Source organism: Citreicoccus inhibens (assembly GCF_019039035.1).
Taxonomy (GTDB): Bacteria; Myxococcota; Myxococcia; order Myxococcales; family Myxococcaceae; genus Citreicoccus; species Citreicoccus inhibens.
This window is the reverse complement of sequence record NZ_JAHNZT010000009.1, coordinates 1-26,324: the sequence shown is the minus strand read 5'-3', so window position 1 is coordinate 26,324 and position 26,324 is coordinate 1. Positions and strand designations below refer to the sequence as shown.

General features: G+C 69.9%; 24 protein-coding genes and 1 rRNA gene. 13 read left to right on the top strand and 12 right to left on the bottom strand.

Annotation, left to right across the window (positions count from 1 at the left end; translation table 11 throughout):
* Positions 1 to 508 precede the first annotated feature (508 nt).
* From KRR26_RS13635 to trxA, 3 genes are all read right to left on the bottom strand, one after another.
* Entirely contained in the window at positions 509 to 1,411 is a 903-nt protein-coding gene (locus KRR26_RS13635) for a class I SAM-dependent methyltransferase (protein ID WP_217080009.1), read from the bottom strand.
* Positions 1,408 to 4,935 carry a protein kinase domain-containing protein gene (locus KRR26_RS13630; RefSeq protein ID WP_321202816.1) on the bottom strand — a complete coding sequence of 1,176 codons (3,528 nt, stop codon included), beginning with the start codon at positions 4,933 to 4,935 and terminating at the stop codon, positions 1,408 to 1,410. Before KRR26_RS13630 ends, KRR26_RS13635 begins: the two co-directional genes overlap by 4 nt.
* Positions 4,936 to 5,411: 476 nt before the next feature.
* On the bottom strand, positions 5,412 to 5,738 hold the full coding sequence (gene trxA / locus KRR26_RS13625; protein ID WP_120210904.1) for a thioredoxin: 327 nt from the start codon (positions 5,736 to 5,738) through the stop codon (positions 5,412 to 5,414).
* Between the two features lie 190 nt (positions 5,739 to 5,928).
* Here trxA and KRR26_RS13620 point away from each other — a divergent pair, with 190 nt between their 5' ends.
* Positions 5,929 to 6,582 (top strand): NAD(P)-binding oxidoreductase, encoded by a 654-nt coding sequence (locus KRR26_RS13620; protein WP_120210905.1) that lies wholly within the window; start codon positions 5,929 to 5,931, stop codon positions 6,580 to 6,582.
* Between the two features lie 9 nt (positions 6,583 to 6,591).
* Here KRR26_RS13620 and KRR26_RS13615 read toward each other — a convergent pair whose 3' ends face one another.
* The gene (locus KRR26_RS13615; RefSeq protein WP_407931718.1) at positions 6,592 to 7,524 is read right to left on the bottom strand and encodes a DUF4846 domain-containing protein; all 933 of its coding nucleotides are present in this window, start codon (positions 7,522 to 7,524) and stop codon (positions 6,592 to 6,594) included.
* Between the two features lie 220 nt (positions 7,525 to 7,744).
* On the opposite strand from KRR26_RS13615, the gene KRR26_RS13610 reads away from it, so the two are divergent.
* Entirely contained in the window at positions 7,745 to 8,338 is a 594-nt protein-coding gene (locus KRR26_RS13610) for a CDP-alcohol phosphatidyltransferase family protein (RefSeq protein WP_217080007.1), read from the top strand.
* Between the two features lie 10 nt (positions 8,339 to 8,348).
* Here the strand turns inward: KRR26_RS13610 and KRR26_RS13605 are convergent, their stop codons facing one another.
* Both KRR26_RS13605 and KRR26_RS13600 read right to left on the bottom strand, forming a co-directional pair.
* A complete protein-coding gene (locus KRR26_RS13605) occupies positions 8,349 to 8,573 on the bottom strand; it encodes a hypothetical protein (RefSeq protein ID WP_233577547.1) in 225 nt (74 codons plus the stop codon).
* A 62-nt stretch (positions 8,574 to 8,635) separates the two neighbouring features.
* The gene (locus tag KRR26_RS13600) at positions 8,636 to 9,385 is read right to left on the bottom strand and encodes a hypothetical protein (protein ID WP_147423109.1); all 750 of its coding nucleotides are present in this window, start codon (positions 9,383 to 9,385) and stop codon (positions 8,636 to 8,638) included.
* 220 nt (positions 9,386 to 9,605) lie between these two features.
* Between KRR26_RS13600 and KRR26_RS13595 the strand changes: the two genes are divergently transcribed.
* The 3 genes from KRR26_RS13595 to KRR26_RS13585 all read left to right on the top strand — a co-directional run bounded on the left by KRR26_RS13595 (position 9,606) and on the right by KRR26_RS13585 (position 12,100).
* On the top strand, positions 9,606 to 10,919 hold the full coding sequence (locus KRR26_RS13595) for a DsbA family protein (protein WP_217080006.1): 1,314 nt from the start codon (positions 9,606 to 9,608) through the stop codon (positions 10,917 to 10,919).
* Positions 10,920 to 10,994: 75 nt separating this feature from the next.
* Positions 10,995 to 11,612 (top strand): RNA polymerase sigma factor, encoded by a 618-nt coding sequence (locus KRR26_RS13590; RefSeq protein WP_217080005.1) that lies wholly within the window; start codon positions 10,995 to 10,997, stop codon positions 11,610 to 11,612.
* Positions 11,609 to 12,100 carry a zf-HC2 domain-containing protein gene (locus KRR26_RS13585; RefSeq protein WP_120210910.1) on the top strand — a complete coding sequence of 164 codons (492 nt, stop codon included), beginning with the start codon at positions 11,609 to 11,611 and terminating at the stop codon, positions 12,098 to 12,100. The genes KRR26_RS13590 and KRR26_RS13585 overlap by 4 nt, the downstream gene beginning before the upstream one ends.
* Before the next feature lie 88 nt (positions 12,101 to 12,188).
* Here the strand turns inward: KRR26_RS13585 and KRR26_RS37625 are convergent, their stop codons facing one another.
* Together KRR26_RS37625 and glpD are read right to left on the bottom strand one after the other, a co-directional pair.
* Positions 12,189 to 14,003, bottom strand: a complete 1,815-nt coding sequence (locus tag KRR26_RS37625) for a S8 family serine peptidase (protein ID WP_120210911.1) — start codon at positions 14,001 to 14,003, stop codon at positions 12,189 to 12,191.
* A gap of 227 nt (positions 14,004 to 14,230) precedes the next feature.
* Positions 14,231 to 15,934 (bottom strand): glycerol-3-phosphate dehydrogenase, encoded by a 1,704-nt coding sequence (gene glpD, locus KRR26_RS13575; RefSeq protein ID WP_120210912.1) that lies wholly within the window; start codon positions 15,932 to 15,934, stop codon positions 14,231 to 14,233.
* A 190-nt stretch (positions 15,935 to 16,124) separates the two neighbouring features.
* Here glpD and KRR26_RS13570 point away from each other — a divergent pair, with 190 nt between their 5' ends.
* From KRR26_RS13570 to KRR26_RS13550, 5 genes are all read left to right on the top strand, one after another.
* Positions 16,125 to 16,514, top strand: a complete 390-nt coding sequence (locus KRR26_RS13570; RefSeq protein WP_120210913.1) for a hypothetical protein — start codon at positions 16,125 to 16,127, stop codon at positions 16,512 to 16,514.
* Positions 16,515 to 17,035: 521 nt separating this feature from the next.
* On the top strand, positions 17,036 to 18,973 hold the full coding sequence (locus KRR26_RS13565) for a TonB-dependent receptor (RefSeq protein WP_328707122.1): 1,938 nt from the start codon (positions 17,036 to 17,038) through the stop codon (positions 18,971 to 18,973).
* The gene (locus KRR26_RS13560) at positions 18,970 to 19,731 is read left to right on the top strand and encodes a hypothetical protein (protein WP_217080003.1); all 762 of its coding nucleotides are present in this window, start codon (positions 18,970 to 18,972) and stop codon (positions 19,729 to 19,731) included. Before KRR26_RS13565 ends, KRR26_RS13560 begins: the two co-directional genes overlap by 4 nt.
* Positions 19,728 to 20,558 (top strand): hypothetical protein, encoded by an 831-nt coding sequence (locus KRR26_RS13555; RefSeq protein ID WP_217080002.1) that lies wholly within the window; start codon positions 19,728 to 19,730, stop codon positions 20,556 to 20,558. The genes KRR26_RS13560 and KRR26_RS13555 overlap by 4 nt, the downstream gene beginning before the upstream one ends.
* 504 nt (positions 20,559 to 21,062) lie before the next feature.
* Positions 21,063 to 21,485 carry a hypothetical protein gene (locus KRR26_RS13550; protein WP_120210918.1) on the top strand — a complete coding sequence of 141 codons (423 nt, stop codon included), beginning with the start codon at positions 21,063 to 21,065 and terminating at the stop codon, positions 21,483 to 21,485.
* Between the two features lie 24 nt (positions 21,486 to 21,509).
* On the opposite strand, the gene KRR26_RS13545 is transcribed toward KRR26_RS13550, so the two are convergent.
* A complete protein-coding gene (locus KRR26_RS13545; protein ID WP_328707133.1) occupies positions 21,510 to 23,336 on the bottom strand; it encodes a sensor histidine kinase in 1,827 nt (608 codons plus the stop codon).
* A gap of 360 nt (positions 23,337 to 23,696) precedes the next feature.
* Between KRR26_RS13545 and KRR26_RS13540 the strand changes: the two genes are divergently transcribed.
* The gene (locus KRR26_RS13540) at positions 23,697 to 24,041 is read left to right on the top strand and encodes a nucleoside phosphorylase-I family protein (RefSeq protein WP_120210920.1); all 345 of its coding nucleotides are present in this window, start codon (positions 23,697 to 23,699) and stop codon (positions 24,039 to 24,041) included.
* Positions 24,042 to 24,083: 42 nt separating this feature from the next.
* Positions 24,084 to 25,064, top strand: a complete 981-nt coding sequence (locus KRR26_RS13535; RefSeq protein ID WP_233577549.1) for a tetratricopeptide repeat protein — start codon at positions 24,084 to 24,086, stop codon at positions 25,062 to 25,064.
* Between the two features lie 54 nt (positions 25,065 to 25,118).
* On the opposite strand, the gene KRR26_RS13530 is transcribed toward KRR26_RS13535, so the two are convergent.
* Entirely contained in the window at positions 25,119 to 25,418 is a 300-nt protein-coding gene (locus KRR26_RS13530) for a hypothetical protein (RefSeq protein ID WP_217080000.1), read from the bottom strand.
* Positions 25,419 to 25,483: 65 nt separating this feature from the next.
* Between KRR26_RS13530 and KRR26_RS13525 the strand changes: the two genes are divergently transcribed.
* Entirely contained in the window at positions 25,484 to 25,684 is a 201-nt protein-coding gene (locus tag KRR26_RS13525) for a SlyX family protein (protein ID WP_120210922.1), read from the top strand.
* Positions 25,685 to 25,694: 10 nt separating this feature from the next.
* Here the strand turns inward: KRR26_RS13525 and KRR26_RS13520 are convergent, their stop codons facing one another.
* Positions 25,695 to 26,132, bottom strand: a complete 438-nt coding sequence (locus KRR26_RS13520; RefSeq protein ID WP_120210923.1) for a hypothetical protein — start codon at positions 26,130 to 26,132, stop codon at positions 25,695 to 25,697.
* A 121-nt stretch (positions 26,133 to 26,253) separates the two neighbouring features.
* A 5S ribosomal RNA gene (gene rrf / locus KRR26_RS13515) occupies positions 26,254 to 26,324 on the bottom strand; the annotation flags it as partial.

The window sequence follows — 26,324 nt, the reverse complement described above, 5'->3', positions numbered from 1 at the left end:
AAGAAGCGTGGATTGGTGCAGGCCAGCTCACGTGGAAGGCCCCTTTGAAGCTGTAGATCGCACCGCAGTACTCTTCGCCTGCCGAGCCAGCGGTCGCACCAGGGAGCAGCATGAGTGCAGGGCAGAGCTGGTCGATCACCACATCTACATCATCAGCGGGATGGACTTCTGGCCATGGCCCGCGTCCCCAGACGGCGCCGCGAGCATCCCTTCCAAACCATGTTCCCACACCGCTGTCATGGTACGACGGCCCAGAACACTCTACGGTCAGCAGCGTCAACACCACCCATCCACGCGCAACCATCATTCTGCCCCCACTGCCCTCCGCGGAGTGGAGGCACAGGCCTTGCCTCAGTCTATCCTCTCTAGCGGACAAGCAACAGCAATGGGGCCCGCGCGTACGACTCATCCCTGAGCCAAGGCGCGCATGCACAGACATCCCGAGAGTCACTGCTCGAAGCTCGCTGAGACTCGGAGGGAATTCTCTCACTTTCCATCCACGCTCCAGCTAGCCAGCCGAGGATGTACCCTCTCGTCCTGACATGGCTCGCGTGTTGGGAGAATCCACGCGAAATGTCAGACAGTAATAGAATGGCGCCACCTGCTCCTCCACGACGCCCGTGGCGCCCAGCGGCAACAGCTCGCGGGGGCAGTGCGGGTTCCGGTCGTAGAAGGTGATGGCTCGAAAGGCGAGCCGCTGCATCCAGTTGGGTCGCGCCGCCTTGTCGAGCTGCTCGTCCACCACCACCAGTGGCGTGCCCGGCCGAGCCACGCGCGCCATCTCCTCCAGCGCCACGCGGGGCTGCCGATACCCTCCAATGCCTCCCACGTGCAGCACGCGATCGAACATCGCGTCCGGGAACGGCAGCGCGTGCGCATCCGCCATCAACAAGCGCGTGCGCGGCAGCTCCCCCGAGGCGAGCCGCTTGCGACACTGCGTCAGCATCCCCTCGCTCAGGTCCACGCCCCACACTTCCACGTCCAGCCCTCGCGGCAGGTCGCGATGAATGAGCGGGAGGTTCGCGCCCGTCCCCACGCCCACCTCCAGGATGCGCGTGGGCTGCCCATCCAGACGTGGGCGCAGCGCACCCAACTCCACGCGCCGCATGTACCGGTCCCGCGCATCGGGCTCGGACACGGACTGGAGCAGCGGCGTGAGGACCGCCGTCAGCGGGTCATGCAGCGCGGGCAGCCCGTCGTAGATGACGCGCATCAGGCGATCCGTGCCGCGCACCTCGCCCTCGCGGTACAGCCGCGCCAGGCCCCGAGACACCTTCCACGCCTCGCCACACCCGCCACAGCGCAGCGCCCCATGCCGGAGGTGCTCTCGCTCCGTCATCTGCCCATGGAACACCAGCCGGCCACCACACGACGGGCACGCCAGCCACTCCACATCACCGTGGTCCATCATCCCCCGCCTCGGGCCAGCTCGTCCCTCGCGCGCGCCACGTCCAGCGCCGCGCCCAGAGGCGACAACAGCTCCACGGCCCGATTCAATTGCACTCGCCGCGCGCCGTCCGTCTCCGGAAGGTGCCGGCCCAACTCCAAACACGCGCGGCCCTCATCATAGGGCAGCGCCAGTTGCTGCGCCTCCCGGATGGCGCGCTCCCAGCCCGCCCGAGCCTTCGCGGGCTGGCCCGACAACCCCTGCTCCGTCGCGCGCCACCGCGACGCCGCGGACTGACTGAAGGGGAACACCTTGGCGAAGGCCGCCATCACCTTGCACGCGGAGCGAGCGCCGCGAGCCAGCGCGGCCCGCTCGGCCGGTGGCGCCCCCTCGGACTTCTCCCACAGCGTCAAGAAGACCTCGGCCACGGCCGTGGCGCCCAGCTGCGCGAAATGCGCCACGGGCTTGCCCGCCGCCAACCGGACCAGGGACTTCTCCGCCGCCTCTCGCGCTCCAGCCAGGTCCCCCACGTGGAGACACGCCAGCGCGAACGCCGCGTTCACCACCACCACGTCCACGGCGCTGCCCTCCTGGTCCGTCCAGGCAAGGGTCGGCTTCAGCATGGACAGCACTTCCGCGTCGCGCCCCAGCCGCACGAAGCAATGCGCGCGAATCTGCGGCACCCACTGCTGCGTCTGCACGGCACCGCGGCGGCGCGCGGAGGCCTCCATCCAATCCAGCAACGGAAGGCCCGTGGCGAAGTGCCCCTGGTAACAGAGCGACACCACGCGCAGCGCGCGGCACTCCTCCGCCAGCCGGAAGTCCCCCACGGAGTCGACGAGCGTCATCGCCCGCTCCAGCGAGGCCTCCACGTCATCCCAGCGCGCCATGTACGCGCCGTACACGGCGTTGCGATTGAGCACGTAGGCCAAGTCGGACGGCTCGCCCACCCGCTCCGCCACCTCGCGCGCGCGCTTCGCCCAGGCATCCGCCACCACGCGCACCGGCACCGTGCCAGCCACCACCGCCATGTTCGTGTAGCCGCGCGCCAGCTCCGGCGTGGGGCCCGCGGGCTCGCACAGGTTCAACGTGCGCAGGCCCGTCCACAGCACCGGCAGCGCCTCCTGCGCGTAGATGAACGCGTCCGTCAGCCGCATGAGCAGACGCCCCGCCACCCGACGCACCTCGCGCCGCTCGTCCGAATCATCCACGAACACATCCGGCCGCGCGCTCTGCGCCAGCCGCGACACCACCTGCCCCAGCGTGCTCAGGCCCCAGCCCACCCGGCTCGACGGCACGGGCCATCCGAAGTGACGCAGGGCCCGCTCGGCGTGCGCGCGGAACGCCTCCATCTCTCCTAGCTGGAAGCGCGCCTCCGCCTGAAGCGCCTCCACGAGCCCCAGTCGCGTCGCGTCGCTCCCGTGCAGGAGCGCCACGCACTCACCGGCCCGCGCCAGGAACGGAAGCGCCTCGCGACACGCGCCGACCTTGAGCGCCTCTTCACCCGCCCGCTGCGAATACAGCGCCTCGCGAGCCAGGTCTCCCGCCGCGCCCCAATGGTGCGCGAGCGCGGCCGTCCACTCGGAGCCCTCGGGGTGCGCGCACTCCAGCGCCATGGCCGCGCGCCGATGCAGGCCGGGCCGCTCCTCGCGAGGCAGGTCCTCCAGCACGCGCTCACGCAGCTTGTCGTGCGCGAAGCGCCAGCGCCCATCCGCCACGTCGAGCACCGACGCGGCCGCGCAGTCCGTCAGCCACCGCTCCACATCCAGCCCCGGCGAGGCTTCGCGCAGCAGCGCCACGTCGAGCTGCCGTCCAATGACGGCGGCCACGTTGAGCAGATCGCGCGCCTCGGGGGGCACCTTCTCCAGGCGGCGCCGCACCAGCCGCCCCATGCCACCCGCCGACACGCGCGCGGGCAGGGTCATGGAGCCCAGCCGGTCCAACCCACCTGCCTCCTCCGCGAGCGTCCGCACCACCTCCACGAGGAAGAACGGATTGCCCTCCGTCTCGCGCAGCAGCAGCGACACCACGTTCGGCTCGCGGCCCGCGGGTCCAATCATGGACTCGCCCAGCATCGCGATGTCCTGCGCCTCCAACCGAGGCAGCCGCAGCACCTGCATCCCGGGCAGCGTGGCGGGCAGCTGCCGAGCCTCGTCGTCGCGGAAGCTGCCCAGCAACAGCAGCGGCAGCCGCGTGGCGCGCGCCGTCAGTCGAGCGAGCAGGTGCAGCGACTCGGAGCGCGCCTGATGCAGGTCCTCGAGGATGACGACGGTGGGCTGCTCCAGTCGCGCGAACACATCCTCCAGCACCTGGAGGAGTCGCGCCTGAGCCATCTCCGCGCCCAGCTCCGCGGGACGTGACACCGGCCGCCCGAGCAGCACGTCGATGTCCGGCACCAGCGGACTGAGGACGCTGGCCTCACGGTCCGTCAGCTCGGTGAGGATGGGCAGCCAGCGCAGCACCGCGCGCCACTCCTGATAGGGACCGCCGCCCGCGCCCACCGCCTGCCCGCGCAACACCACCGCGCCGCGCACCAACGCCAGCGCGCGCAGCTCCTCCAGCAAGCGCGACTTGCCCACGCCGCTCTCGCCCGCCACCAGCCACCCGGCGCCCTTGCCCTTCAGCGCGCCCGTGAGGACCTCGGCGATCCGGCCCTGCTCCCGCTCGCGGCCCACGTAGCGAGCGGCCTGCAAGAAGCTCTCGCGCATCGCGGCCGACTCAGAGGGCTCCGGCTGCCCCGTGGCGGCGCACAGCGAGGCGATGACCTCGGACGCGTTGCGAGGACGGAGCTGGGCATCCGGAGACACCAGCCGCTCCAACACGGCCTTGAGCCCCGGCGGAAAATCCGAGGGCGCCGGCACCTGCCCCGCGAAGGGCAACCGCCCGAAGAACATCTGGCAGGCCATGGCGCCAAAGCCGAAGAGGTCTGTCACCTCGGAGGGCGGCTGTCCCTCGAACAGCTCCGGCGCGAGGTAGCCGGGCGTGCCCGCGGGCGCGGCCTGGAGCGCATGCTCGCGCGCCACGGCGAGGCCGAAGTCCAGCACCTTCACCTGCCCGCGCACCACCAGGACGTTCCCGGGCTTGAGGTCGCGGTGGATGATGCCACGCCGATGCAGGTACGCGAGCGCCTGGAGCGTCTGCACCAGCAGCCCGACCTGCACGTCCAGCGGCTGCGACGTGCCCGCGCTCACCAACGTGCGCGCATCCTCCAGCAGGTCCATCGTGAGGTAGGGCCTGCGCTCGGCGTCGAAGCCGTAGTCCAACACGCTGATGACGTGCGGATGTCTCAGCGACGCGAGCGTCTGGAACTCATGCGCCAGGGTGAGCGCCAGTCCCTGCGTCGCGGACGAGCCCGGCGTGCCCTCTCCCGGCTTGCGCGCCAGGTCCGTCACCGTCTGGTGCAGGCGCTTGATGGCCACCGGGCCCGCGAGCAGGTCCTGCGCGCGCCACACGGTGCCGGCCCCACCACGGCCCAGGAAGTCGAGAACTCGGTAGCGCCGACCGACCACGTCCGCGTCGGTGGACGGACCAACACCCAGGTCTTCCACCCGGGGCTGTGTTTCAAGGGAGCTGGGACGCATGGAGGAGGGGGGCCGCCCGCCGGGATGATAGCGGGAGCGGAGAGACGCGGGGGCCCGGAAACACAAACTCAGCAAGTCTCGCATTCACTGACGACACTCCGGAACTTGATTACCCCGCAGGGCAAGCGAGTCATGGAGCGCGCGAGGAACCATCAGGTGGTTCACCCGGAGCGTGGCTCCGAGGGCGACGCGAGTCCCATCATCATCCGAGACATCGAGAGGCACTCGGACCGCGCGTCAGGATGCGAACGCAGCCACAGCGAACTGCGCGCGACGCTGCGGGTCGACTGAGGGACACCCACGGGCCTCGCGGCGCGGGCGCCTCGACGCGACGGGGGCCCTCCACCCCCGTGACGGAAGACGCGCCTGGCCTGCCGGGCGCTCGCCGCGAGCGAAGCCGCGCGACGGACCGAGCCCGGGTCGCCCGGCCCGCCGCGAGGGCGTCACAGAATCTCGCGCAGCGTCTGCTCGATTCGCGTCCGCGGCACCGCGCCGACAATCTGCCCCGCGACCTTGCCGTCCTTGAAGAACAGGAGCGTGGGCATCGCGCGAATGCCGAACTGCTGTGGCGTGGCCTGATGGTCGTCGACGTTCAACTTCGCCACCTTCAGCCTGCCTTCGTAGTCCTTGGCCACGGATTCGATGACCGGACCGAGGACCCGACACGGCGGGCACCACGTGGCGGTGAAGTCCACCAGCACCGGCTCCTTCGACTCGAGCACCTCGCGCGCGAACTCCGCGTCTCCCAGCTCGATGACACTCCCTGACATGGCGACGTCCTCCTCGTGAGGCCCGCTCGGGCCTCGGGTGGTGGGTCGGGATGTAACCGCCGGCTGTGTTCCGAACGAGAGCCCGTGGGACAACGCTCCGTTCCGCCAGGGCCCCTTTGCGCAAGTCCCCCACTGGGCAGCGCGGCCGGGCTGTGCTGAGAAGCGGGCGTCCCCTTCGCCGCGAGGTCCCATGAGTACGCCTCTCCGACAGCTGTTCATCGCGGGTGCCACTGGAGCCACGGGCCGCACGGTGATGCGCCAGGCGCTCGCGCGCGACGTGCCCGTGGTGGCGCATGTGCGGCCGCAGAGCGCGGACACGGAGCGTGTGCGCGACTGGCCTCGCAAGGCCGTGCTGGAGCTGTCGGACACGCCCGCGCTGGTGGAAGCCATGCGCGGCTGCACCACGGTGCTGCAGCTCATCGGCACCATGCGCAAGCGCTTCGCCGCGGGCGACACGTACGAGAGCAGCGACATCGGCACCACGCGGCAGCTCGTGGCGGCGGCGAAGCAGGCGGGCGTGGACCACCTCGTCCTGCTCAGCTCCATGGGCGCGGGCCGCCCTGTAGGCGCGTACCTCAAGGCCAAGGTGGAGGCCGAGCGGCTCGTGCGCGAGAGCGGGCTCGCCTACACGGTGCTGCGGCCACCGGCCTTCGAGGGCGAGTACCACCGCCCCATCCCCGGCCTCCGAACCATCACCCGCCTGCCCCTGTTGCGCGGCCTGCGCCCCATCCTCCTGGACGAGCTGGCCTCGGTGCTCCTGCGCGTCTCCGAGCGACGTGCGCCGCTCAACACGGTCCTGGAGGGCCACAGCCTGTGGGCGGAGGTGGATGCCGCCGGACACTGAGCGCGCCGCTCAGGGAGACGGCATCCGCCGCAGCGAGGACCACGGGAATGGCTGCCAGAACGGCGTGGCCACCGTGTCGCCCGACAGGGAGAACCACGGGCCACCCGCCCCTGGCGAGAGCACCTGGAAGTCCTGCGCGGGAATGAAGCCCTGGCCCAGCAGCGCCACGCGCTCGCCCCGAGCGTTGGCCGCCACGTCCAGCACCAACACCGCGTGCCCCGGGCTGCCCCCGAGGACGAAGAAGTCCCCCGGGCGCACGTCCGCGCGCGCAGGCCGAGCCTTCTCGCCCTGGAGCGACAGCGTGCCCGCGTAGGTGAAGACCAGGTCCAGATACGAACGGAACGCCGAGCGGGATGAATCCGCCGAAGCGCCCCGCACCCACGTCACCTTCGAGCCCGAGACCCGAGCCCGGTCGCCCGCCGCGTACCGAGGCCACGACGCCAGATGGCCACTGGTGAAGCGATAGGCGATCTGCTCCGAGTGCCCCGAGGCCCAGCGCCACTCGGCATGAAGTCGGATGATGGAGTCCGCGCACTGCTGAAGGTTCGCGGTGCCCACATCCAACTCGGCCACCGCCGCCAGCCGCGCATCGTCTCCCGCGAGCACGCGCCCGCCGCGGAAGTCGCGCGCCGGAGTGCCGGCCGGTCGCAGCGGCAGCCCGCGCAGCCAGGCGCCGAACGAGCCCGGCTCCACCGCCACCCGCGCATAGCCCTCGGGGGGCGCGATGGCCACATCCAACGGTCGCACGGCCACGTCCGCGCCCAGCCATGGATAGCGCGCGCGCTCCTCCCGAGTCGGCGCGCGGGGCACGACCTCCTCCGCGCCAGCGCTCGCACCTGTCGCGCAGAGCACCACGAGTCCAAGACGGGACAGCTGTCGGGCCACGCCTCGAAGCCAGGGCGCGGAGAGCGAAGCGGGGTGGCGCGGGGAAGTGAGGGGCACGGACGAGGGCTCCAGGCATCGCGACCGAAGCGGTGCGCGCGGCTGACGCGCTGGATTCTGGCGGGCGCAGGCGCTCACGTCGACGGGCGCGACGACAGGGAGCAAGAGTGCGCGCGGCGGCAGCCCCGCCCGTGCGCGGGAATGCCTGGGAGTCCTTCGTTGAACGCTCAGGTCCATGCGCGCGTGCGTGTGGGAAGGCGCGCACTACCTTTTCTGAGTCATGCGCCGACTGGCGAGACTCACGCTCCTCAATACCCTGTCGCTGTCTCGCATCCCGCTCGCGGCGGCGTTCATCATCACGCCGGAGCCCTGGCTGCGCGCGGGGCTCGTCCTCCTCGCCGCCGCCACGGACGTCCTCGACGGCTGGATTGCCCGCACCCAAGGACTCGCCACGCGGTGGGGCGCCATCATCGACCCGGTGGCGGATCGCGCCTTCATGGTGACGGCCCTGGTCGTCTGCCTGCTGGATGGCTTGCTCGAGCCCGTCGAGTTGGCGCTGCTGCTCGTGCGCGACGTGGGCACGGCCGTGGGCTTCCTCGTGGCGAGGGTACGGCCAGACTTGCGCGCGGTGGAGCTGAAGGCCCGCGCGCTCGGCAAGGCCGTCACGGTGCTGCAGATCCTCACGCTGCTGTGTGTGCTGTTGTTCCCCCCCGCGGTGCGCCCGCTCGTGGCGCTCATCGGGCTGCTGTCGCTCGCGGCGGTGGGGGACTACTCGCGCGCGGTCTGGCTCAAGCGGGGCCGGTCCTCCGCGGTCACGGCGTCCCCGGGACTCGGCCAGGGACGCTCGACCCCGCTCACCTCCTCGCGGAAGTGAGCGGCCTGCCTCAGTGCTGAGGGGGAGCAAAGGGCTCGGCGCGGGGAGGCAGGGCCCCGAGCGCGCGAGCCCGCTCTTCATCGAGCGCTGAGCGCTCCGCTTCGGACATCTCCCACCAGACCTCATCCATCGCGTCCAGCAGGGCATCCTCCTCGGGAGAGTCGCGCCCGGAATGCTGCGCGCGCACAAGCCCGAGCTTGCGCAGGAGTGCACGGTACTTGTCATACGCCGTCATGAAGGGATCCTCCGACGCTGGGACGTGCATGAATCGTGCGACTGACGTGGCTCGCCTGGGACTCACCGCTCCGAGCGCTTCGGCGGAGGGCGAGGCAGGACAGCGATCTCCTCCGTCTGATTGTGCCCGACCAGGTTCACCACCGCGCGCACCTGCTCGCCCACTTTCAACTGTTGAACCTCGATGCTCTGGCCGCCACGGAGGATGCGGGTCTCGGGCCACACGCCCATGGGCAAGCGCGTCCCCGCATCCTCGATGATGACCTCGTGCGGTGACACCGAGCGCACCGTGCCAGTGAAAACTGCCTCCACCACCGCATAGCCACCGCCGCCCGTGGCCGTGGGCGCGACAGGAGGCAGGGCCGAGGAGCCGGTCCCCGGTTCTGGAGGAGCGGCCGGAGGAGCGCCCGTCGAAGCACCCTGCTGCGGCGCAGGAGACGCGGGCGGAGTGCTCTGCTCACTTCCCGACGCGGGCGGAGAGCCCGCCCCTCCCACACCTTGCGATGGCGCGCCCTGAGCTTGTTGCGGGGGAGGCGCGCTGCCGGCGCGCGACGTGCCCGAGGCCCCCAGCGGCGACGGCTCTCCTTGTGTGGCGGGCGAGCCGGCCGAGCCAGGAGGCGCGCCGCGGGTCTGCGCGTTCGTCGGAGCCTGGGCACCGGACGAGTCCGGGGCGCTCCCTCCCGACTGCGCGAGCGCCAGACGAGGCACCGCGCGAAGAGCAGGCGACGAGCCACGGGCCCGCTGCGCGCCCGCGCACATCATCACCAGCGCGAGCCCCGCGATGCCCAGCCCCGCCCAGATGTTGCGTCGCATGCGTGGCGTCCTCCTTCCGGCCCTTGAAAGCTGCGCGCGCGACGCCCGGGAACCACCGCTCTGGGAACCACGGGGTCCGCCGCTCGGAGGGTCACCCTTGCCATCCGGACCTTTTCGATTCGCGAGGCACCGCGCGCTGAAACTCCCGCCACGCGCGAGTCACTCACCAGGCACGAAGCACAACTGTCCACGCGCGCCGCCGCGCGCCCTGGAGGAGTCCGTGTCCAAGCCGAGTGTCTGGGTGAGCCTCATCGTCGGGCTGGTGCTGGGAGCCGTGGGAGGCCGCGTCAGCGCACCGAGCGCGGCCGCACCGATGGTGGCACTGAAGCCGAGCGCGGCGCCGCGTGGCGCACCCGTGAACCCCACCGTGTTCCGCGTGCCCGTGGAGGGCGCTTCCATCAAGGGGGACGAGGACGCTCTCGTCACCCTCGTCGAGTTCTCCGACTACCAGTGCCCCTTCTGCTCGCGCGCCAACGTCACCGTGCGGCAGCTCCAAGCGCGCTATGGCCGCGACCTGCGCGTGGTGATGAAGCACCACCCGTTGGAGCTCCACCCGCGCGCGACGCCCGCGGCCCTCGCGGCGCTCGCGGCGGGAGAGCAAGGCCATTTCTGGGAGTTCCACGAGCGCCTCTTCGACGCCCCCAAGCAGTTGGAAGACGCGGACCTGGAGGGCCACGCGCGCGAGCTGGGTCTGGATGTGGCGCGGTGGAAGCAAGACCTGTCCAGCCCCAAGCTGGCCGAGCGGATCCGTCACGACTCGGCGCTCGCGCTGAAGCTGGGCGCAGCGGCGACGCCGAGCTTCTTCATCAACGGGCGACTCCTGTCGGGCGCGCTGCCGCTGGAGCAGTTCTCCGCCCTCGTGGATGAGGAGCTGGCGAAGGCGCGGGCACAGGTGAAGGCGGGCACGCGCGCAGCGGACGTGTACGAGGGAATCCTCGCGCGAGGCCAGGAGGCAGCCCCCGTCCGGGCCGCCCCGAGCCCCGTGCAGGAGCTGCCCGTGCAGAAGGTCGAGGTGGGCTCCGCGCCCTCGCGAGGTCCCATCAACGCCCCTGTCACGCTGGTGGCCTTCTCCGACTTCGAGTGCCCCTTCTGCAGCCGCGCCGCGCCCACGCTGAAGACCCTGGAGCAGGAGTACGCGGGCCGACTGCGCGTGGCCTTCAAGCAGCAGCCGCTGCCCATGCACCCGCACGCGAAGCTGGCCGCCTCCGCCGCGCTGGCCGCGCACGAGCAGGGCAAGTTCTGGGAGATGCACGACCTGCTCTTCAGCAATCAGCGCGCGCTGGACCGAGCCTCGCTGGAGGGCTACGCCCAGAGCCTGGGGCTGGACATGAGGGCCTTCCGCACCGCGCTCGACACCGGGAAGAACGACGCGCGCATCGCGGCAGACATGGCCGAGGGCATCAAGATTGGCGCCGGCGCCACCCCCACCTTCTTCATCAACGGGCGCTCCGTGGTGGGCGCCGAGCCCATCGACCACTTCCGCCGCATCATCGACGACGAGCTGCGCAAGGCGGGCCTCGACTCCGCGCGGTAGCGCCGGACATCCGCCCCAGGGGAAAGAAAATCAACGGCCGCTGAAACCACCGCCCCGTTCATGTCACGGTGGGACGTGGCCTTCCTTTCCGCGGTGAAGATGGCAATGGTGAGTGTGATTCCGTCCGACACGGACCGGGAATCCACGCTGCTGCGTCGAGCGCGCGCCGGAGACCCCGCCGCTTTCCGAACCCTGTTCGAGCGGCACGCCCCCGCGGTCTGGCGCTTCCTGCGCGACTTGCTGCGCGACGAGGCGGCGGCGGATGAGGCCACGCAGGAGACCTTCGTGAGGGCCCATGGCCGGCTATCAGCGCTGCGCGATGGGGACCGGCTGGGCGCGTGGCTGTTGGGCATCGCGCGCAACGTGTACCTGGAGACGCGGCGTCGGCGGGGCATGACCCACGTGGACGTGGACGACGAGGCCCACGAGGGGCAGGTCGAGGCGGTGTTGCCCACGCCCTCCCCGGAGGACCTGCTGCTGGACCGGGAGCTGGAGGGGCTGCTGGCCGAGGCGCTGGGGGCACTGCGAGAGGAGCGACGCGCGGCGCTGTTGCTGCGCATCGACCATGGCCTGCCCTACGAGGAGATCGCCTCGGTCATGGGCTGGTCGCTCCCCAAGGTGAAGAATGAGATTCACCGCGCGCGCCTTCAACTGCGCGAGCGGCTGGCGGACCACGTCGGAGGCCATTCATGAACGCCCCTTGTCCTGAACATCCGCTGGAGGCCCTGCTCGCGGGCGAGCTCCCCTTCGACGAGGCCGAGCGCGTCCAGCACCACGTGGACAGCTGCGCCGCCTGTACCCAATCGATGGCGTGGCTGAAGCTGGAGCGTGGATGGATGGCGCAGCGCGCACGCCGCGCGCCGCATCGTCGCGCGCTCGACTTCTCGGCGCTGGAGGCCCGGCTCGCGTCCGCGCAGGCCCTGCGAGCCCGGACCCAGGGCCGCTGGTCTCACCAGGGGAAGATGGCGCTGGGGGCGATCGCCGCCCTGCTCTTCATCGTCTTCAACGTGACGCAGCAGCTCCCACCGACTCCGGCCGAGGACGCCTGGGGACTCGAGGCCTGGTCCGTCCCCGCGGGAGAGACCTGCGTGGATCCCACGCGTGAGGCCGTGGCCGCCATCGAGGCGCGCGTGGGCGCGTGCCTCGTGGCCACGCCCGTGGTGCTCTCCATCGCGCGCTGAGCCCACCGGGACAAGAGAAAGCCCCCGGTCCCGCCGAGGACCGAGGGCGCTCATGACGCGAACCCCTGGGGCGCGAAGCCCCTCGGGCTCACGGCGTGGAAGCAGGAAGCGTTGCGGCCTTGTTGATGGCGTCGAGCGCCTGAACGAGGCCCCAGCCGAACTTGTCATCATGCAGGGGGACGCCCGGCGAGTCGTCTCGCTTCGACGTGTTCTCCAGCACGGTCCGCACCTGCTGCGCGGTGAGGCTCGGGCGCGAGCTCCACACCAGCGCGGCCACGCCGGACACGTGCGGGGTGGCCATGGAGGTGCCCGTCTCGCGCTGGTAGTCCACGCCGTTGACGTCCACCGTCACCTGCTCACCGAAGAGCCCCTTGATGGTCTGCGCCGAGACGAGCGAGACCGAGGACGTCGGCACCCAGATGCGCGACGGATTGGTGAGCGTGAAGTTGCCCGCGCCATCATCCCCGTCGTTGTTGCCAATGATGACCGCGCGCGCGCCCGCCTGGATGGCATTGCGCGCCTTGTCCTCGAAGAAGACGCCGCCGCCGCGGTCCACATAGGCGACGAAGCCATCGCAGGTGGCCTCGGTCCCGCACGCGTGGATGCTGTCACCCACGCCGCAGTTCACCAGCCGGCCCGTGTACGAGCCCACGCCCGTGTACTCCAGCGGCGTGGACGGGAAGCGCGCGCCCCCCGATGAGATGTCCGCGTATGACGCCGAGTCGATGATGACGGAGCTGAGCACGTTGACGCCCGGCCCGACCACGGAGAGCTGCGGGCCGTACTGCGAGAAGCTCGCGTGCTTGCCCGTCATGTCCACCGCGCCCACGGCCATCACCGTGTCATACGCGGCCGGATAGGAGATGGGCTGCGACTGGGCCGGGTCATCCGAACCGGCGTTCCCGCTGGCCGCGATGGACAGCATGCTCGTCGGCTTGGTGCCACCCTCCCACACCGCCTCGAACACGGCCTTCTCCTTGTCGGACGGCTCCGGAGAACCCAGCGACAGCGAGGCAATCTGCGCGTGCTGATCATGACACCACTGCACGGCCGCGATGACGTCCGCCGTGCTGCCATTGCCCTTCACGTCCAGCACGCGCGCGATGAGCAGGGACACGCCCGGCGCCACGCCCACCACGCCGTTGGGGTCCTGCCCCGGAAGCACGTGTCCGCCCGCCGCGAGCTGCGCCGCGATGGTGCCCGCCACGTGCGTGCCGTGACCACCGCCCCACGTCACGTTGCCCGCGACGTCCACCTTCTGATCCAACGGTTCGTCATCGTTGTCGACGAAGTCCTTGCCGCCCGCGTACGCGGCCTGCAACTCCGGCTGACGGTTGTCCCAACCGCTGTCGATGACACACACGGTGATGCCCGCGCCCGTGGGCCGGCCATCGTCCAGCACGCCGTCATTGTTCGCGTCCCACACCTGCGGGGCCTGCACCATCTTCAGGCCCTCGGTGTACTCGCCCACGTGCCCCACCGTGTTCCGCGCCGTCACGCCCATCAGCGAAGTGGGCGGCAGCCCCGGCGACAGTCCCAGCGCGTGCACCGGACGGTTGGGCTCCACCGACTCCACGTCGGGGTTGTTCTTCAGCGCCGCGAGCGCCGCGGGGGTCATGCGCGCGGACACCGTGCGCAGCCGAGGGAAGCGATGCTTGACGATGGCGCCCGAGCGCTCGAGGCCCGCGGCGAAGTCCGTCGTCGCCACGGCCGCGCTCATCGCGGACGCACGCGGCTTGAAGGTGACGAGCACGTCCTCGGTGGCCTGGGTGAGCTCCGCCTTCGCGGTGGACGGCAGGGACTCCTCACTGGTCCCGGGGCAGACCTGCGCCGCCTGCGTGGGGGGAGGTTTGTCTTTGCAAGCGATGAGTCCGAACAACCCGAGCCAAAGCCAACGCTTCATATCGTCGCTTCTCCTTCACGCACGCGCCCAGGCCACGGATTGCCATGGCCGCCGACCCAGGAACGCGGCCGGGGGAACGGACCGCCGACCCTTCCCGTTCCCACCGCGAAGTTAAGCACGGCCGCCTAGAGGCTGCTCGAAGAGCTGTCCGTCTTCCGACTCGCCCGCCCCTCTTGGGTGGGCAGACGTCGGACGTCGGACGTGTGAGGGGAGGAGGACGTGTGGCGTCAGGTCTCCGCCGGGTCCACGCCGAAGACGCGCTGGACATCCGCGTCGTAGGCCGCGAGCTGTCGCTCCTGCTCCGCCGCGTCCCAGCCCAGCAGCGGCGCCATGACGCTCGCCGCCACACGCGCGGCCTGCCGCCCTTGATCCCGCGTCTCGAAGGCAACCTTGAGACGACGGGTCAACACGTCGGACAACGTGAGCACCAGCTCGTGCGACACGCCCCACGCGACCTCGGCACACCGATACGGCAGCCCCGCGGCGAGCGGTCGGGCAAGTGCCCCTTGCGCTCGGGTAAGTGCCCAGACGTGGCGCCAGGCGCTGCCATACGCCTGCACGAAGTGCACGGCGGTCGCCGCGTCGCCCGTCTCCTGGCGAGCCGACTCCAGCTCCGCATCCAGGTCGGCGATGTCTCCGCCCGGCAAAGGCAGGAACTCGGTGACCGGCTTGCGATGCGCCAACCCCAGGTGCCGCTCCACCGCGTTGACCACGTCGCGAGCCATGACCCGGAAGGTGGTGAGCTTGCCTCCACTGATGGCCAGCACGCCCGAGGGGCTCACGTCGATGGCGTGCTCGCGGCTCGCGCTGCCCGCGTCGGAGTCGCCCCCGTGATAGCCGCGCGCCACGAGGGGACGGATCCCCGCCCACGCGCTCACCACGTCCTCACGGGTGAGGTGCGCCTCGGGGAAGAAGGCGTTCGCCGAGTTCAACAGATAGGTCACATCCGCCTCACTCGCGCGCACTTCGGCCGGGTGGGCATGCGTGGACGTCTCGGTCGTGCCGATGATGGCGAAGGGGCCCGCGGGAAGAATGAACATCACCCGCCCATCCACCGGAGAGAGCACGGTGAGCGCGTCGCGGTTGCCCAGGCGCTCGCGAGGGACCGCGAGATGAACGCCCTTGCTGCCGCGCACCGTGGCGCCGCTCGCGCCCGTGGACTCCAGGCGCCGGACCTCATCGCTCCACGGCCCCGTCGCGTTGACGATGGCCCGCGCGCGCACCGTGAGCTCCTGCCCCGAGACGGCATCGCGCACCACCGCGCCGCGCGCCTTGCCATCCTCCATCACCAGTCGCTGCACGGAGGCATGGTTGACCACCACCGCGCCCGCCGCGCTCGCGCCCAGGGCATTGGCCAGCGTGAGGCGCGCATCGTCCGTGGCCGCGTCGTAGTAACGCGCACCGCCCTTGAGGCCGTCCGTGCGCAGGCCGGGCTCGGCCTCCTTCAGCTGCGGAACATTGAGGCGCCGGTAGCCCTTCACGTTCCGGAACAGGGCCAGGGCGTCGTACAGCATCAAGCCCGCGTTGAGCTTCCAGCGCGGAACCCGAGCGCCCGCATAGACGGGCCACACGAACGCGAGCGGGCGAACCAGGTGCGGCGCGAGCCTCAGGAGCCGCTGCCGCTCGATGCTCGACTCGAACACGAGCCCCAGGTGGCCGTGCTCCAGGTAGCGCAGGCCGCCGTGGATGAGGCGCGACGAGCGGCTGGACGTTCCACTCGCGAAGTCCTCACGCTCGACCAGGGCCACGCGCAGCCCACGCAGGGCCGCGTCCCGAGCCGAGCCCGCGCCCACCACCCCGCCCCCGATGATGAGGACATCGAACTCCCGCGCGGCCAGTGCGTGCAGGCGCTCCGCGCGAGGAGGGGGGGCGACAGGCACGGCACCTTCGGACACGGAGGGCTGGAGGAGAGCGGCGGATTCAGAGCGCACGGCGTGAGTTTATGGCGAGAAGTCTGCCAAGACAGCGGAATCCGCTGCGCTGCGTCAAGAGGTCCACGGGGCAAGGGACCCGACGGGGAGTATGGATTGTCCGGCACCGTGGGGATGCGGGGCTTGTATGTCGGGCGAGGGACAGGCTAGGCACGGCGCCCCTCCTCTTCCCCGACCTGAGTGAGCTGCGGTGCTGGACCCTCGAGACCGACGCGACGTGGCGTGCCTGGGCCTGATGGTCCTGGTGTACGGCCTCCTGGTCGCGCCGGTGGTCCACGCGGTGGTGGGTCACGGGGGAGGCCTGGGCGGTGGTGCGGCGCACGTCCACGGGCACGGCCCGGGCGAGCACACCCACCCGAACGACCCCAGCGACGCCACGCCCGGCAAGAAGCGGCCCGCCTCCCACGCGCATCAGCACCCGAGCGGCTCGGTCGAGCACCTGTTGGCCGTGGCGACGACCTGGAGCGCGCCGCCTCCGCCCGCGGTGCGGTGGGTCTCGTGGACGGTTGACCGGCAACACGCGCCAGGTCCTGCGCCAGGGACGAAGCTGCGTCCCACGGCGATGCCGCAAGGCCCATAGCGGCCAGCTTCCCCAGACACGTCCCCTGCATCCACACGGCCGCGCGCGCTGAACTCGCGTGAGGTCGTCGTGGTGCGCCGTCATGGGCGCGGCTCGGCGTGCGCGTGTGTCACACGTGCGCGGTCCGAGACGCGTCCGCTCCCTCATGCCGTGGTCCCTCGTCCGTGTCCCTCCTCGTCCTCTCTGTGTCGACGTGTGTCCTCCTCACGCCCGCCTTCGCCCAAGAAGGAGCGCCGCCGCCATCCGTCCGCGAGCGAGCGGGCATCACCTCTCGTGACAGTGAAACAAACGCCACGGAGTTGCATAAGGAAGCCAGCCCAGCGCCAGCCACCGAGCACGCTCCAGCCCCACACGCCAGCACGAGCCCCGTCGAGGCGACAGCCGCACAAGAGACACATCCCAGCCCCGCTCCCGAGCCCACGAATCCCCCAGAGGAACGGCTCGACACGGCAGGCGAGCCATCTCCCCAGCTCGCCCCCGCTCGAGCAACGACACCGGACGCGCGGCCCACGCAATCCACCGTGGTTCGCGCCACTCGCGCCCCACGCAGCGCCTCGGAAGTAGTGCTGGAGCGAGACGTCCTGGACGCAGCGCCCAGGACGAACGCGGTGGATGTCCTGCGCGTCGTTCCCGGGCTCGTCGCCTCACAGCACAGCGGAGAGGGCAAGGCGCAGCAGTTGTTCCTGCGCGGCTTCGATGCACTGCACGGCCAAGACGTCGAGCTGAACGTGGCGGGGCTACCGGTCAACGAAGTCAGCCACATCCACGCACTCGGCTACGCGGATACGAACTTCATCATCCCGGAGGCAGTGAACGCGCTCGATGTGACCGAGGGCTCCTATCGCGCGTTCCAGGGAGACTTCGCGGTCGCCGGAACGGTGAGGCTCGAACTGGGAGCCCGGGAGCCCGGCGTCTGGCTCGCCGGAACGATGGGCCAGTTCGGACAGCGGAGACTCGTGGCGACGGTGCGCCCGGGAGACGACCCTGGCACCTTCGCCGCGGTGGAGCTGGGCCAGGGCGACGGCTTCGGTCCCCAGCGCAGCCATGGCCGAGCCGCCCTCCTCGCCCAAGCCATCACCCACCTCGGGGAAGGACTCACGGCCCGCGCCGTCGTGGGCAGCTACGTCACGCGCTTCGACTCGCCAGGGGTCGTGCGTGAGGACGATTACGAGCTCGGCCGCAGCACCTTCTTCGCCGCCTCCACACCTCGGCAGGGCGGCACCGTGTCGCGCCACCAGCTCCTGCTGGGCATCGAGCTGCCTCGACAGGGCACGGCGCGCACGAAGCTGGAGGTGTTCGGAATCCTCTCGGACCTGCGGCTGCGCAACAACTTCACCGGCTTCCGCGTGGATGACCGTGGCGATGGCCTGGAGCAAACCAACGACGGCACCACGTTGGGCGCGAAGGTGGAGCACCGGCGTCCGCTGCGCGTGCTCGGACATCCCGCCTCGTTGGAGCTGGGGCTCGGGACTCGACGAGACAGCGTGACCCAGACCCAGCGGCGCTACCGAGAGACCGACGGCACCTTCTTCGAAGACCAGATCGACGCGCACTTCACCCAGACGGATGTCTGGGGCTACGCCGAAGGACGGCTCTCCATGGGCCGGTGGGCGCTGCGGCTCGGCGGGCGCGCGGACGCGCTGGGCGCGGAGGTCTTCGACGCCCTCGCATTCCGAGACCCGCGCTTCTATGACGGCCAGGGTTACTCGCGCAGCGCCTTCGGCGTGCACCTGGGTGCGAAGGCCGGACTGGAGTACGCACTCTCGGAGACCTGGGGCCTCTTCGCCAGCTATGGCGATGGGTTCCGCTCGCCCCAAGCCCGCGGCCTCGCCGAGGGAGAACGCGCGCCCTTCGTCTCGGTCCACGGCGCCGAGTTGGGAGCGCGCCGCGAGGGCGAGCGCCTCTCCGTGCAGGCCAGCGCCTTCGGTTCGCAGGTGGCCGATGACTTCTTCTTCGACCACACCGTGGGCACCACGGTCTTCACGGGCCAGACCCTGCGCTCGGGAATCACCGCCGCGCTCCAGGCCCGTCCGCTCCCAGGAGTCACCGCCGCGCTCAGCGCCACGGTGGCCCACGCCTACGTCACGAAGACGAAGACCCTGCTGCCCTACTTCGCGCCGTTCGTCGCGCGCGCGGACGTGGGTTGGGAGCGAGCGGCCTCGCTCTGGAACGGAACCTTCTTCGCGGGCACGGGACTGACGTTCCTCGGCCCGCGTCCCCTGCCCTTCGACGAGCGCAGTCACTCCGTCTTCCTGGCGGACCTGCTGCTCGCGGCGCGGCGTGACGACGTGGGCTTGCGCTTGGACGTGAAGAACCTGCTCGACGCGCGGTGGCGTGACGGGGAGTTCGTCTACAGCTCGCGCTTCGACCCGAGCGCACCCGCGAGCCTCGTCCCTTCGAGACATTTCACCGCGGGGGCTCCCCGAGAGGCCTCGCTTACCCTGGAGTTGCACCTGTGACGCGATGGCAACAAGCGACGTGCGCGCTGGCCCTCGGGCTGACGAGCCTGGGCTGCGGAAGCGCAGAGGAGCGCATCACCTTCCCCGTGGAGGTGACCGCCGTCCCGATGACGGGCCCCAATGAGAAGGGCTGGAGCGTCACCCCCGAGTCCCTCTTCGTCTCCATGGGCCCTGTCCGATTCTTCGAGGGCCGGGTCCTCATCTCGCGCCGAGCGCCGCGCTTCGACTGGTACTCGCTCATCGGGGGCACGGCGAACGCGCACCCAGGGCACTACATCGCGGGAGACGCCCTGGGCGAGGTGCTGACCACGCACACGGTGGATCTCCTCGCGGGCCCCGTGACGCTCGGAGACGCCAACGCGGTGACAGGAGAGTACGGCTCCTTGGAGCTGACGCTCACGCCGCCCACCGCGTCCACCGATGCCTCGGGAGCCCTGACGGGCCACGCGGTGCATGTGCGAGGAACGGCGCGCCACGCGGACGGAGGCAGTGTGCACTTCGACGCGACGGTGGATCTGCCCAAGGCCATCGAAGGAATCCGCTTCGAGCGCACGATGAAGAAGGAGAGTGGCCGGGTGCGCATCGCGGTGGACCTGAAGACGTGGCTCGGCCGCATCGACTTCGCCACCGTGGCCTCGGCGGGCCCGGATGGCATTTCCCACTTCCCCGCGGAGAGTCAGGCACAGAATGCGCTGACCCGAGGCGTGGAAGACACCAGCGCCTACGTCGCGACGTGGGTGGAAGGAGCAGCGCAATGAAGCACAAGTGGATGCTGGGGCTATCGGTCCTGGGGCTCGTGTCATGCAGCGGCAGCCCCGGCAACGTCACGTTCACTACCTACGGTGAGGACTTCATCGAGAAGGAGATTCCCGCCGCCGCGTTCGCGGACGGCTGGAGCATCCGTTACAGCAAGTTCCTGGTGACGCTCGGGGAGCTGAAGGTCTCGAAGCACGGCGGCGACGTGGCGGCGGACCGCGCGGACGCGCGCGTGTTCGATGTGCACAAGCCCGGCCCCGTGAACGTGGCCGCCTTCACGGACTTGCCCTCGGACACCTGGGACGAGGTGCAGTACTCCATCGCGCCTTGGCCAAACGCCACGGCGGCCACCGCGGACGCGGCGGACGTGGAGCAGATGAAGAAGGAGGGCTGGTCCATCTACGTGGAGGGCACGGCCACCAAGGGCTCGACCACCAAGCGCTTCCGCTGGGGCTTCCCGCTCAACACCCTCTACGAGCACTGCGAGAGCCCGGATGTCGGCAAGGGCGTCACGGTGCCCAGCGGTGGCACGGAGACGGTGCAGCTCACCATCCACGGCGACCACCTGTTCTTCGACGACCTCCAGTCCGCGGACGCCAGGATGCGCTTCGACGCCATCGCGGCCGCGGACAAGCTGGGCATCGTGGGACCGGATGGAGAGGTGACGCTGGAGGAACTCGCGGCCGTGGACCTGACCGAGCTGCCCGCCAACCAGTACGGCACGGGCGGCGCGGCCAACGTGCACAACCTGCGGGACTTCGTCAGCGCGCTGGCGCGGACGTTGGGGCACTACCGCGGCGAGGGAGAGTGCGCGCCACGCGCGCGCTGAAGCCAATCGCGCAAGGCACCTGGAGGTGAGGGAAGCCACTGCCTTCCCTCACGCGCTCGATTGGAGGCGCGCGTCGCGTCGTCCTCACGAAGGGACGCGCGACCCGCGCGCTGCATCAGCTCTTGTTCCCACCGTGGCCGCTACCGCCCGAGTTCGGGGAACCCGACCCGCCGGACCCCGGCGAGTTCGACGGGTGGCGAGGGTTGTTCGGGTTCATTTGATTGCCACGATTCTCTTGTGCCGCCTTCTGCGCTCCGTTGTTGGGGTTCTTCGAGTTGGAGCGCTGGTCGTTCGGGCTGGTCGGCTTTCCAGAATCCTTGCTCATCGTCATGACCTCCGGTCCCGAGCGAGACTGCCCGGGAGGTCGGCAACCTAGAAAAGCACCTGGGAGGGCGCACTCGGCCGTGGGGCTCGCCGCACTGTCATGCAACGGTCGCTCGCACGGAGTTCCATGCGCATTCGCGTCAGGCGTGCCTACTTCGTATCCCAAGGAGGCGCGGCCACGTGAGGACAGTGATGTACGAGCGCAGCGGCAAGACGAACACGGGCGCGCAGGCCCTGCGCCTGGAAGGACTGCGACACCTCCGAGTGCTGGAGCAAGGCGAGTCGCTGGTGGAGCGAGACCTGACCGCGGAGGAATCCCGCCGCCTGCTGCCCCTCGTGGAGCAAGCAGGTCAGTCCCCCGCACCCGCGCCGCTCGCGCCAGCCACCGGAGAGAGCGACGGGCTGATGGTGACCCTCGCCTTCGAGGACGAGGAACTGCCACGCGTCCGGCTGACGACAGCACACCTCCCCGCGCGAGGAGCGGGGGCCGCCCTCGATGCGCTGCTCGCCGAGCTGGACGCCCTGCTCACGGCGGAGCTGCACACCCGGGCCCCGCGTCACGCCCACGCCGTGCTTCCACATCAACTCCGCGAAGAAGAGTGAGCGCGGCAACCACCGGCCCCCTCGTCACACGGAGATGGAGGCCAGAGGACGCAGCGGCAGCTGAACGATGAAGGTGGAGCCTTCGCCCAACACGCTCTCGACGCGAATGTCGCCTTCGAGTGAGCGCGCCAGCTTGCGGGAGATCCACAAGCCGAGCCCCACCCCGCCATAGTCCCGTGCATACACAGCACGTTCGAAGCGCTCGAAGATTCGCACCTGGTGCTCCAGGTCGATTCCAATGCCGTGGTCTCGCACGATGACGCGAGCCCTGGCGTCGTCATGGTCCACCGTGACTTCCACGGGATGGGCCGCGCCGTACTTGAAGGCATTGGAGAGCAGGTTGGTGAGAATCTGCTCCAGCTTCAGGCGATCCCAGAACCCGACCACCCCCGGCGTCACCTGCAGATTCAGCAGGCACCCAGCGCTGGTGGCATCCTCCTGGCAGCGAGACGCCAGGTCCGTCACCAGCGCGGAGAGGTCCAACTGCTCGGGCTCCAACTCCAACCGTCCGGCCCGAATGCGGGACAGGTCGAGCAAGGTCGCCACGAGCAACGCGAGCCGAGCCACCTGTCGCTGCGCCGCACGAACGCGCGCGGGCAGTGGCGAAGCCTCACCCTCTGAAGCGCGGCCCGCCACGGCCCGCGCGAGCAATTGCAACTGAAGCTGCAAAGACGTGAGCGGTGTCTTCAGCTCATGACTCGCGATGGACAGGAACTCGTCGCGGGTCTCGAGTGCGGCGCGCAGCGCCTCCGCCTGGGCCTCGCTCGCCCGTCGCGCGCGAACCGCATCGGTCGTCTCCACCGCGAGGCAGATGACCCCCTGGAGACTCCGATGCGTGTCGTGCCAGGGCTGGCACGTGAGGGCAAAGGCACGTGGCTCGACGCATGCGGTGACAGGTGACTTCAGTGACAGCGTCACCTCGCGGCTGACGAAGGGCTCCCCGCTGCGGTAGACCTCATCAAGACACCGGACCAGCACCGCTTCACCTTCGGGAAGCAGCTCACGTACAGGACGGCCAAGTACGGAGCGCTCGGAGAGGAGCGCGTGCGCGGCAGGGTTGAGGCTTTCGCAGCGATGCTCGGGGCCTCGGAACGTGAAGAGGGCGATGGGCGCCTGGGTGAGCATCGCCTCCTGACGCGCACACGTGGATTGCGCCTCACGCAGCGCCGCATGCTCACGGGCCAGCCACCGGGCCCGCTCGGCCTCCAGCCAATGACGACTGGAGGCATCCCGCACCAGCAGGAGCCAGCCGCCCTGCATCGGTCCGGTCCGAGCTGGCGCCGGCGCGAGGTTGACCTCGACGGAGAGGACCGAGCCATCCATGCGCTCCAGCACACAGGGCCGCACTGACACACTGTCGCCCTTCGGACACGCCGAGTCACCGAGGAGATCCGCCAAAGGCTCACGGGTGTCCTGCCGCATCAGGCGGAGAACCCGAGCAAGCGGCTGCCCCAAGGCATTGGACACGGACCAGCCCGTGAGCCGGGAGGCCGCCGAGTTGAAGGCACACACCCGGCCATCCATGTCAGTCGCCACGAACGCATCCGGCAGGGCATGCAGCAGGGACGCAGACCAGGACGCCGCCCGTGCACTGAACTCTGCGGCCAGGGGTCGCCTCTCCGGGCAGTGGACGATCAACGCACAGAGGAGGAGAAAGAGGCCGGCCCCGACCTCGGTGTGCGACTGAGCCGTGGCGGGCTCCTGGATGGTGAGGACCAGCGAGAGGAGCGCGGACAGGCCCGTGGCGAGCCACGCGGGCCCGGTCCCCGCCCAGCGACGAGCGAGGCAGACCGCGACCAGGAAGAGCAAGAAGGGCGGCGAGACTCGGGTGGCGGCGAGCCCCCACTGCACACCCAAAGCAGCTCCAGTGAGCGCCAAGGCGAGGCCGTGAGCGAGCCAGCGAGCGCGACCTGGGGGAGCAACGCGAACGGAGCGAGCAGGCGCGGACATAGAGAGCGTCAGGCCTCCATGAACAAACCCTATACATACAGCACCAAGGCGAACGCGGTGGAGGATCGCGGTGGCAGGTGCGGGGGAGCCGGAATCTTATCGACAAGCCGATTTGGCGGTGAATCCAGCGCTTGATTTCGATCCAGGATGTGCGCCAGGCGACGATAGACAAACCACGGACACGGCGACCGATTAGGCAGACCGTGGGTGCCGAGGTGGGTGATGGTTGCTGGGGACCCGCGCATCTGAGACACAGGGGCGATGAAGCGCGCGCAGCTCGCCGTGTACCGCACCGTGGGAGAGGCGAGGTTGCTCGCCAGCGCGCTGGAAGCGGCCGGGGTGGCGGTCGAGCTGCGGGGTGAGTCGCTGGCCCCGCTGGCGGGCGAGATCCCGATGTCGGAGGCGTGGGTAGAGCTGTGGGTGTGGCCCCACGAGCTGGACACGGCTCGACAGGTCCTCGACGCCATGCGGGAGAACGAGGCCGCGGCGCAACGCGTGGTCGCCTGCCCGAAGTGCCGCGAGGAGAACCCGGGGAACTTCGAGGTGTGCTGGAGCTGTGGCCTGGAGCTGCCCTCGGGGCTGCGAGTCCAGTTGAGAGCGGTGTAGCGCGGTCCGCGAAGCGAGACGCGCGAGGAGCAGGAGGAGTTCGTGGGTGATGCATCGATGACGCGTGGCGAGACGGGGACTGGGCAGCGACGGCGCTGGCGAGACCCGGGACTGCCAGGAGTGCTGGCCCTCTGCGGTGTGGCCGTGCTGATCCACATCATCCCCCTCCTGCTGCCTCGGAACATGCCCGAGCAGGAGCTGGCCATCGCCCGAGCGACCCCGGACCCCGCCCACCGCGTGAGGTTCCTGCTCCCGCTCAAGAACAACGAGAAGTCGACGCCTGCCAACCTGCGCGAGGCCGCCGAACTGCTGCTGAGCGGAGCACCGGCCGAGGCACACGAACTCGTCGAGGAAGCAGACCGCCGTCATCCCGAAGACATGGAGACGCTGCTCCTGATGGCGCGCGTCTGCGACGTCGAGCGGATGGAGCGCTGCGTGCAGCAGTCACTGGAGCGAGCCGAGAAGGCCGCGCCGACGGATCCCCGCCCCCAGCTTCTCCGTGCGGACCTGCGTGAGCAGAACGGCGACGTGGAAGGCGCGACTCAGGCGCTCCAGCGAGCGCATGCCCAGGCGCCAACCGACACGTTCCTCGCGCTTCGCTACGGCCGGTTGCTCAGTCGCACGGGCAAGCCCGAAGAAGCGATGGCGGTGTTCCGAGCGATGGAGGGCAAGCTGACCCACGCGCGGCTCCTGGTGGAACAGGGCCTGGTCCGAGCGAAGGAGGGGCGTGATCGCGACGCCGTGAAGCTGTTGCAGGAAGCCGTCCAGAGCGATCCGAAGCTCGCCGAAGGCCACTTCGAGCTGGGCCTGGCGTGGTTCCGACTCGGCAATGAGATCGCCGCCGAAGACGCGCTTCGGCAAGCCGACCGACTGGATGTCTCCAACCAGGAGCCGCTGGCCACCCTCTGCGCCCTCCAGTTGAAGACAGGCCAGATTGAGGCGGCGCGCACGTCTCGCATGGACCTGGAGCGACGGTTCCCACAGCGAATGGACGCCATTCGCGAGCGCTGCACGCTGCCGTAAACACAGCTCCGGTCGCCGCCGACGCCGCTCCCGGCGGCGACCACCGCCTCCCCATCATTCCGGGGCAATGTCTCGCATCTGGCGAAGCATCCGCGCGGCTTCCTTCACCTCGGAGTCGACGGCGCCATCGACACGCTCGGTGCGGACTACCGCCTTGAGATAAGGAAGCGCCTCATCGTCACGATCCTGCTCGAAGAGCAGCGCGCCCAGCAGGAACCGAACGCGGGTGAGCAGGATGAGATCTTCCTCGGCCACCGCCGCGTCAATGGCATCACTGAGAGCGGACTCGGCGAGGTCAAGGCGCCCGCGCTCCCGCAACTCCTGCGCACGCTGGATGTGTTGCGAGGCTTTCATGTGGAACCGAGCGCAAGAGGAGGAAGAGGACGACCGGGGTGGCTTGGGTGTATGGGGAAGCCCCCATGGACGAGAACCGCATCGTGGAGCTCGAGATTCGGTACACCCAGCAGCAGGAGACCCTGCAGGAACTGAGCGACGTTCTCTACGCCCAGCAGCGAGTCATCGACAGTCTCCGAGCAGAACTCGATGTCCTGAAGCGCAAGCTGGATGCGGAACCGGGGCTGGTGGACGCACGCGCGAACGAGCGTCCACCACACTACTGAGCCAGCACGGCTAGAAGCGGTAGCCAAGCTTCAGGCCAATCGTCGGCTTGGGATCGAGATAGCCCACCTCGACTCCAATGCTCGCGGCCTTGCCCTGGAGACCAAATCCAAACGCGCCATGAGCGCGGAACGTGTCTCCCTCGAAGAAGATCCACGGCCCGGCAAGGCCCTCGATGTAGACACGATCAATGGTCGCGCGAAGATAGACATCCAAGGGGACGCCCACCGTGTTTCCGTCCGTCACGAGGAACGCGCCAACCCGGCCCCCGGCGGAGAGCGGACCCGCGACATGGCCCTCAACCCCCAAGGTGAAGCTGAAGAGCGCGCTCGTGTCGATCCAGTAGTCGGCGCCAAGCCCCACGCGAACCGCTGAGGCCTCCGATGCGCTCGGAGCCAGAACGAGGGTGAGTGCGAACAGCGCACCGACGCAGGGACGAAGCAGCTTCATGCGAGGGACTCCCGGTTCAGGGTGGAAGTGCCACTCAAGCAAAAGCCCCGGAGGAGAAGCCAGGGGCAGAAAAAGGAAAAGCCCCCGGCGCCATGAAGGCGACGAGGGCTTCTCAAAAAGAATCCGGCAGCGACCTACTCTCCCACGCGGTTTCCCGCGGAGTACCATCGGCTCTGGAGGGCTTAACTTCCG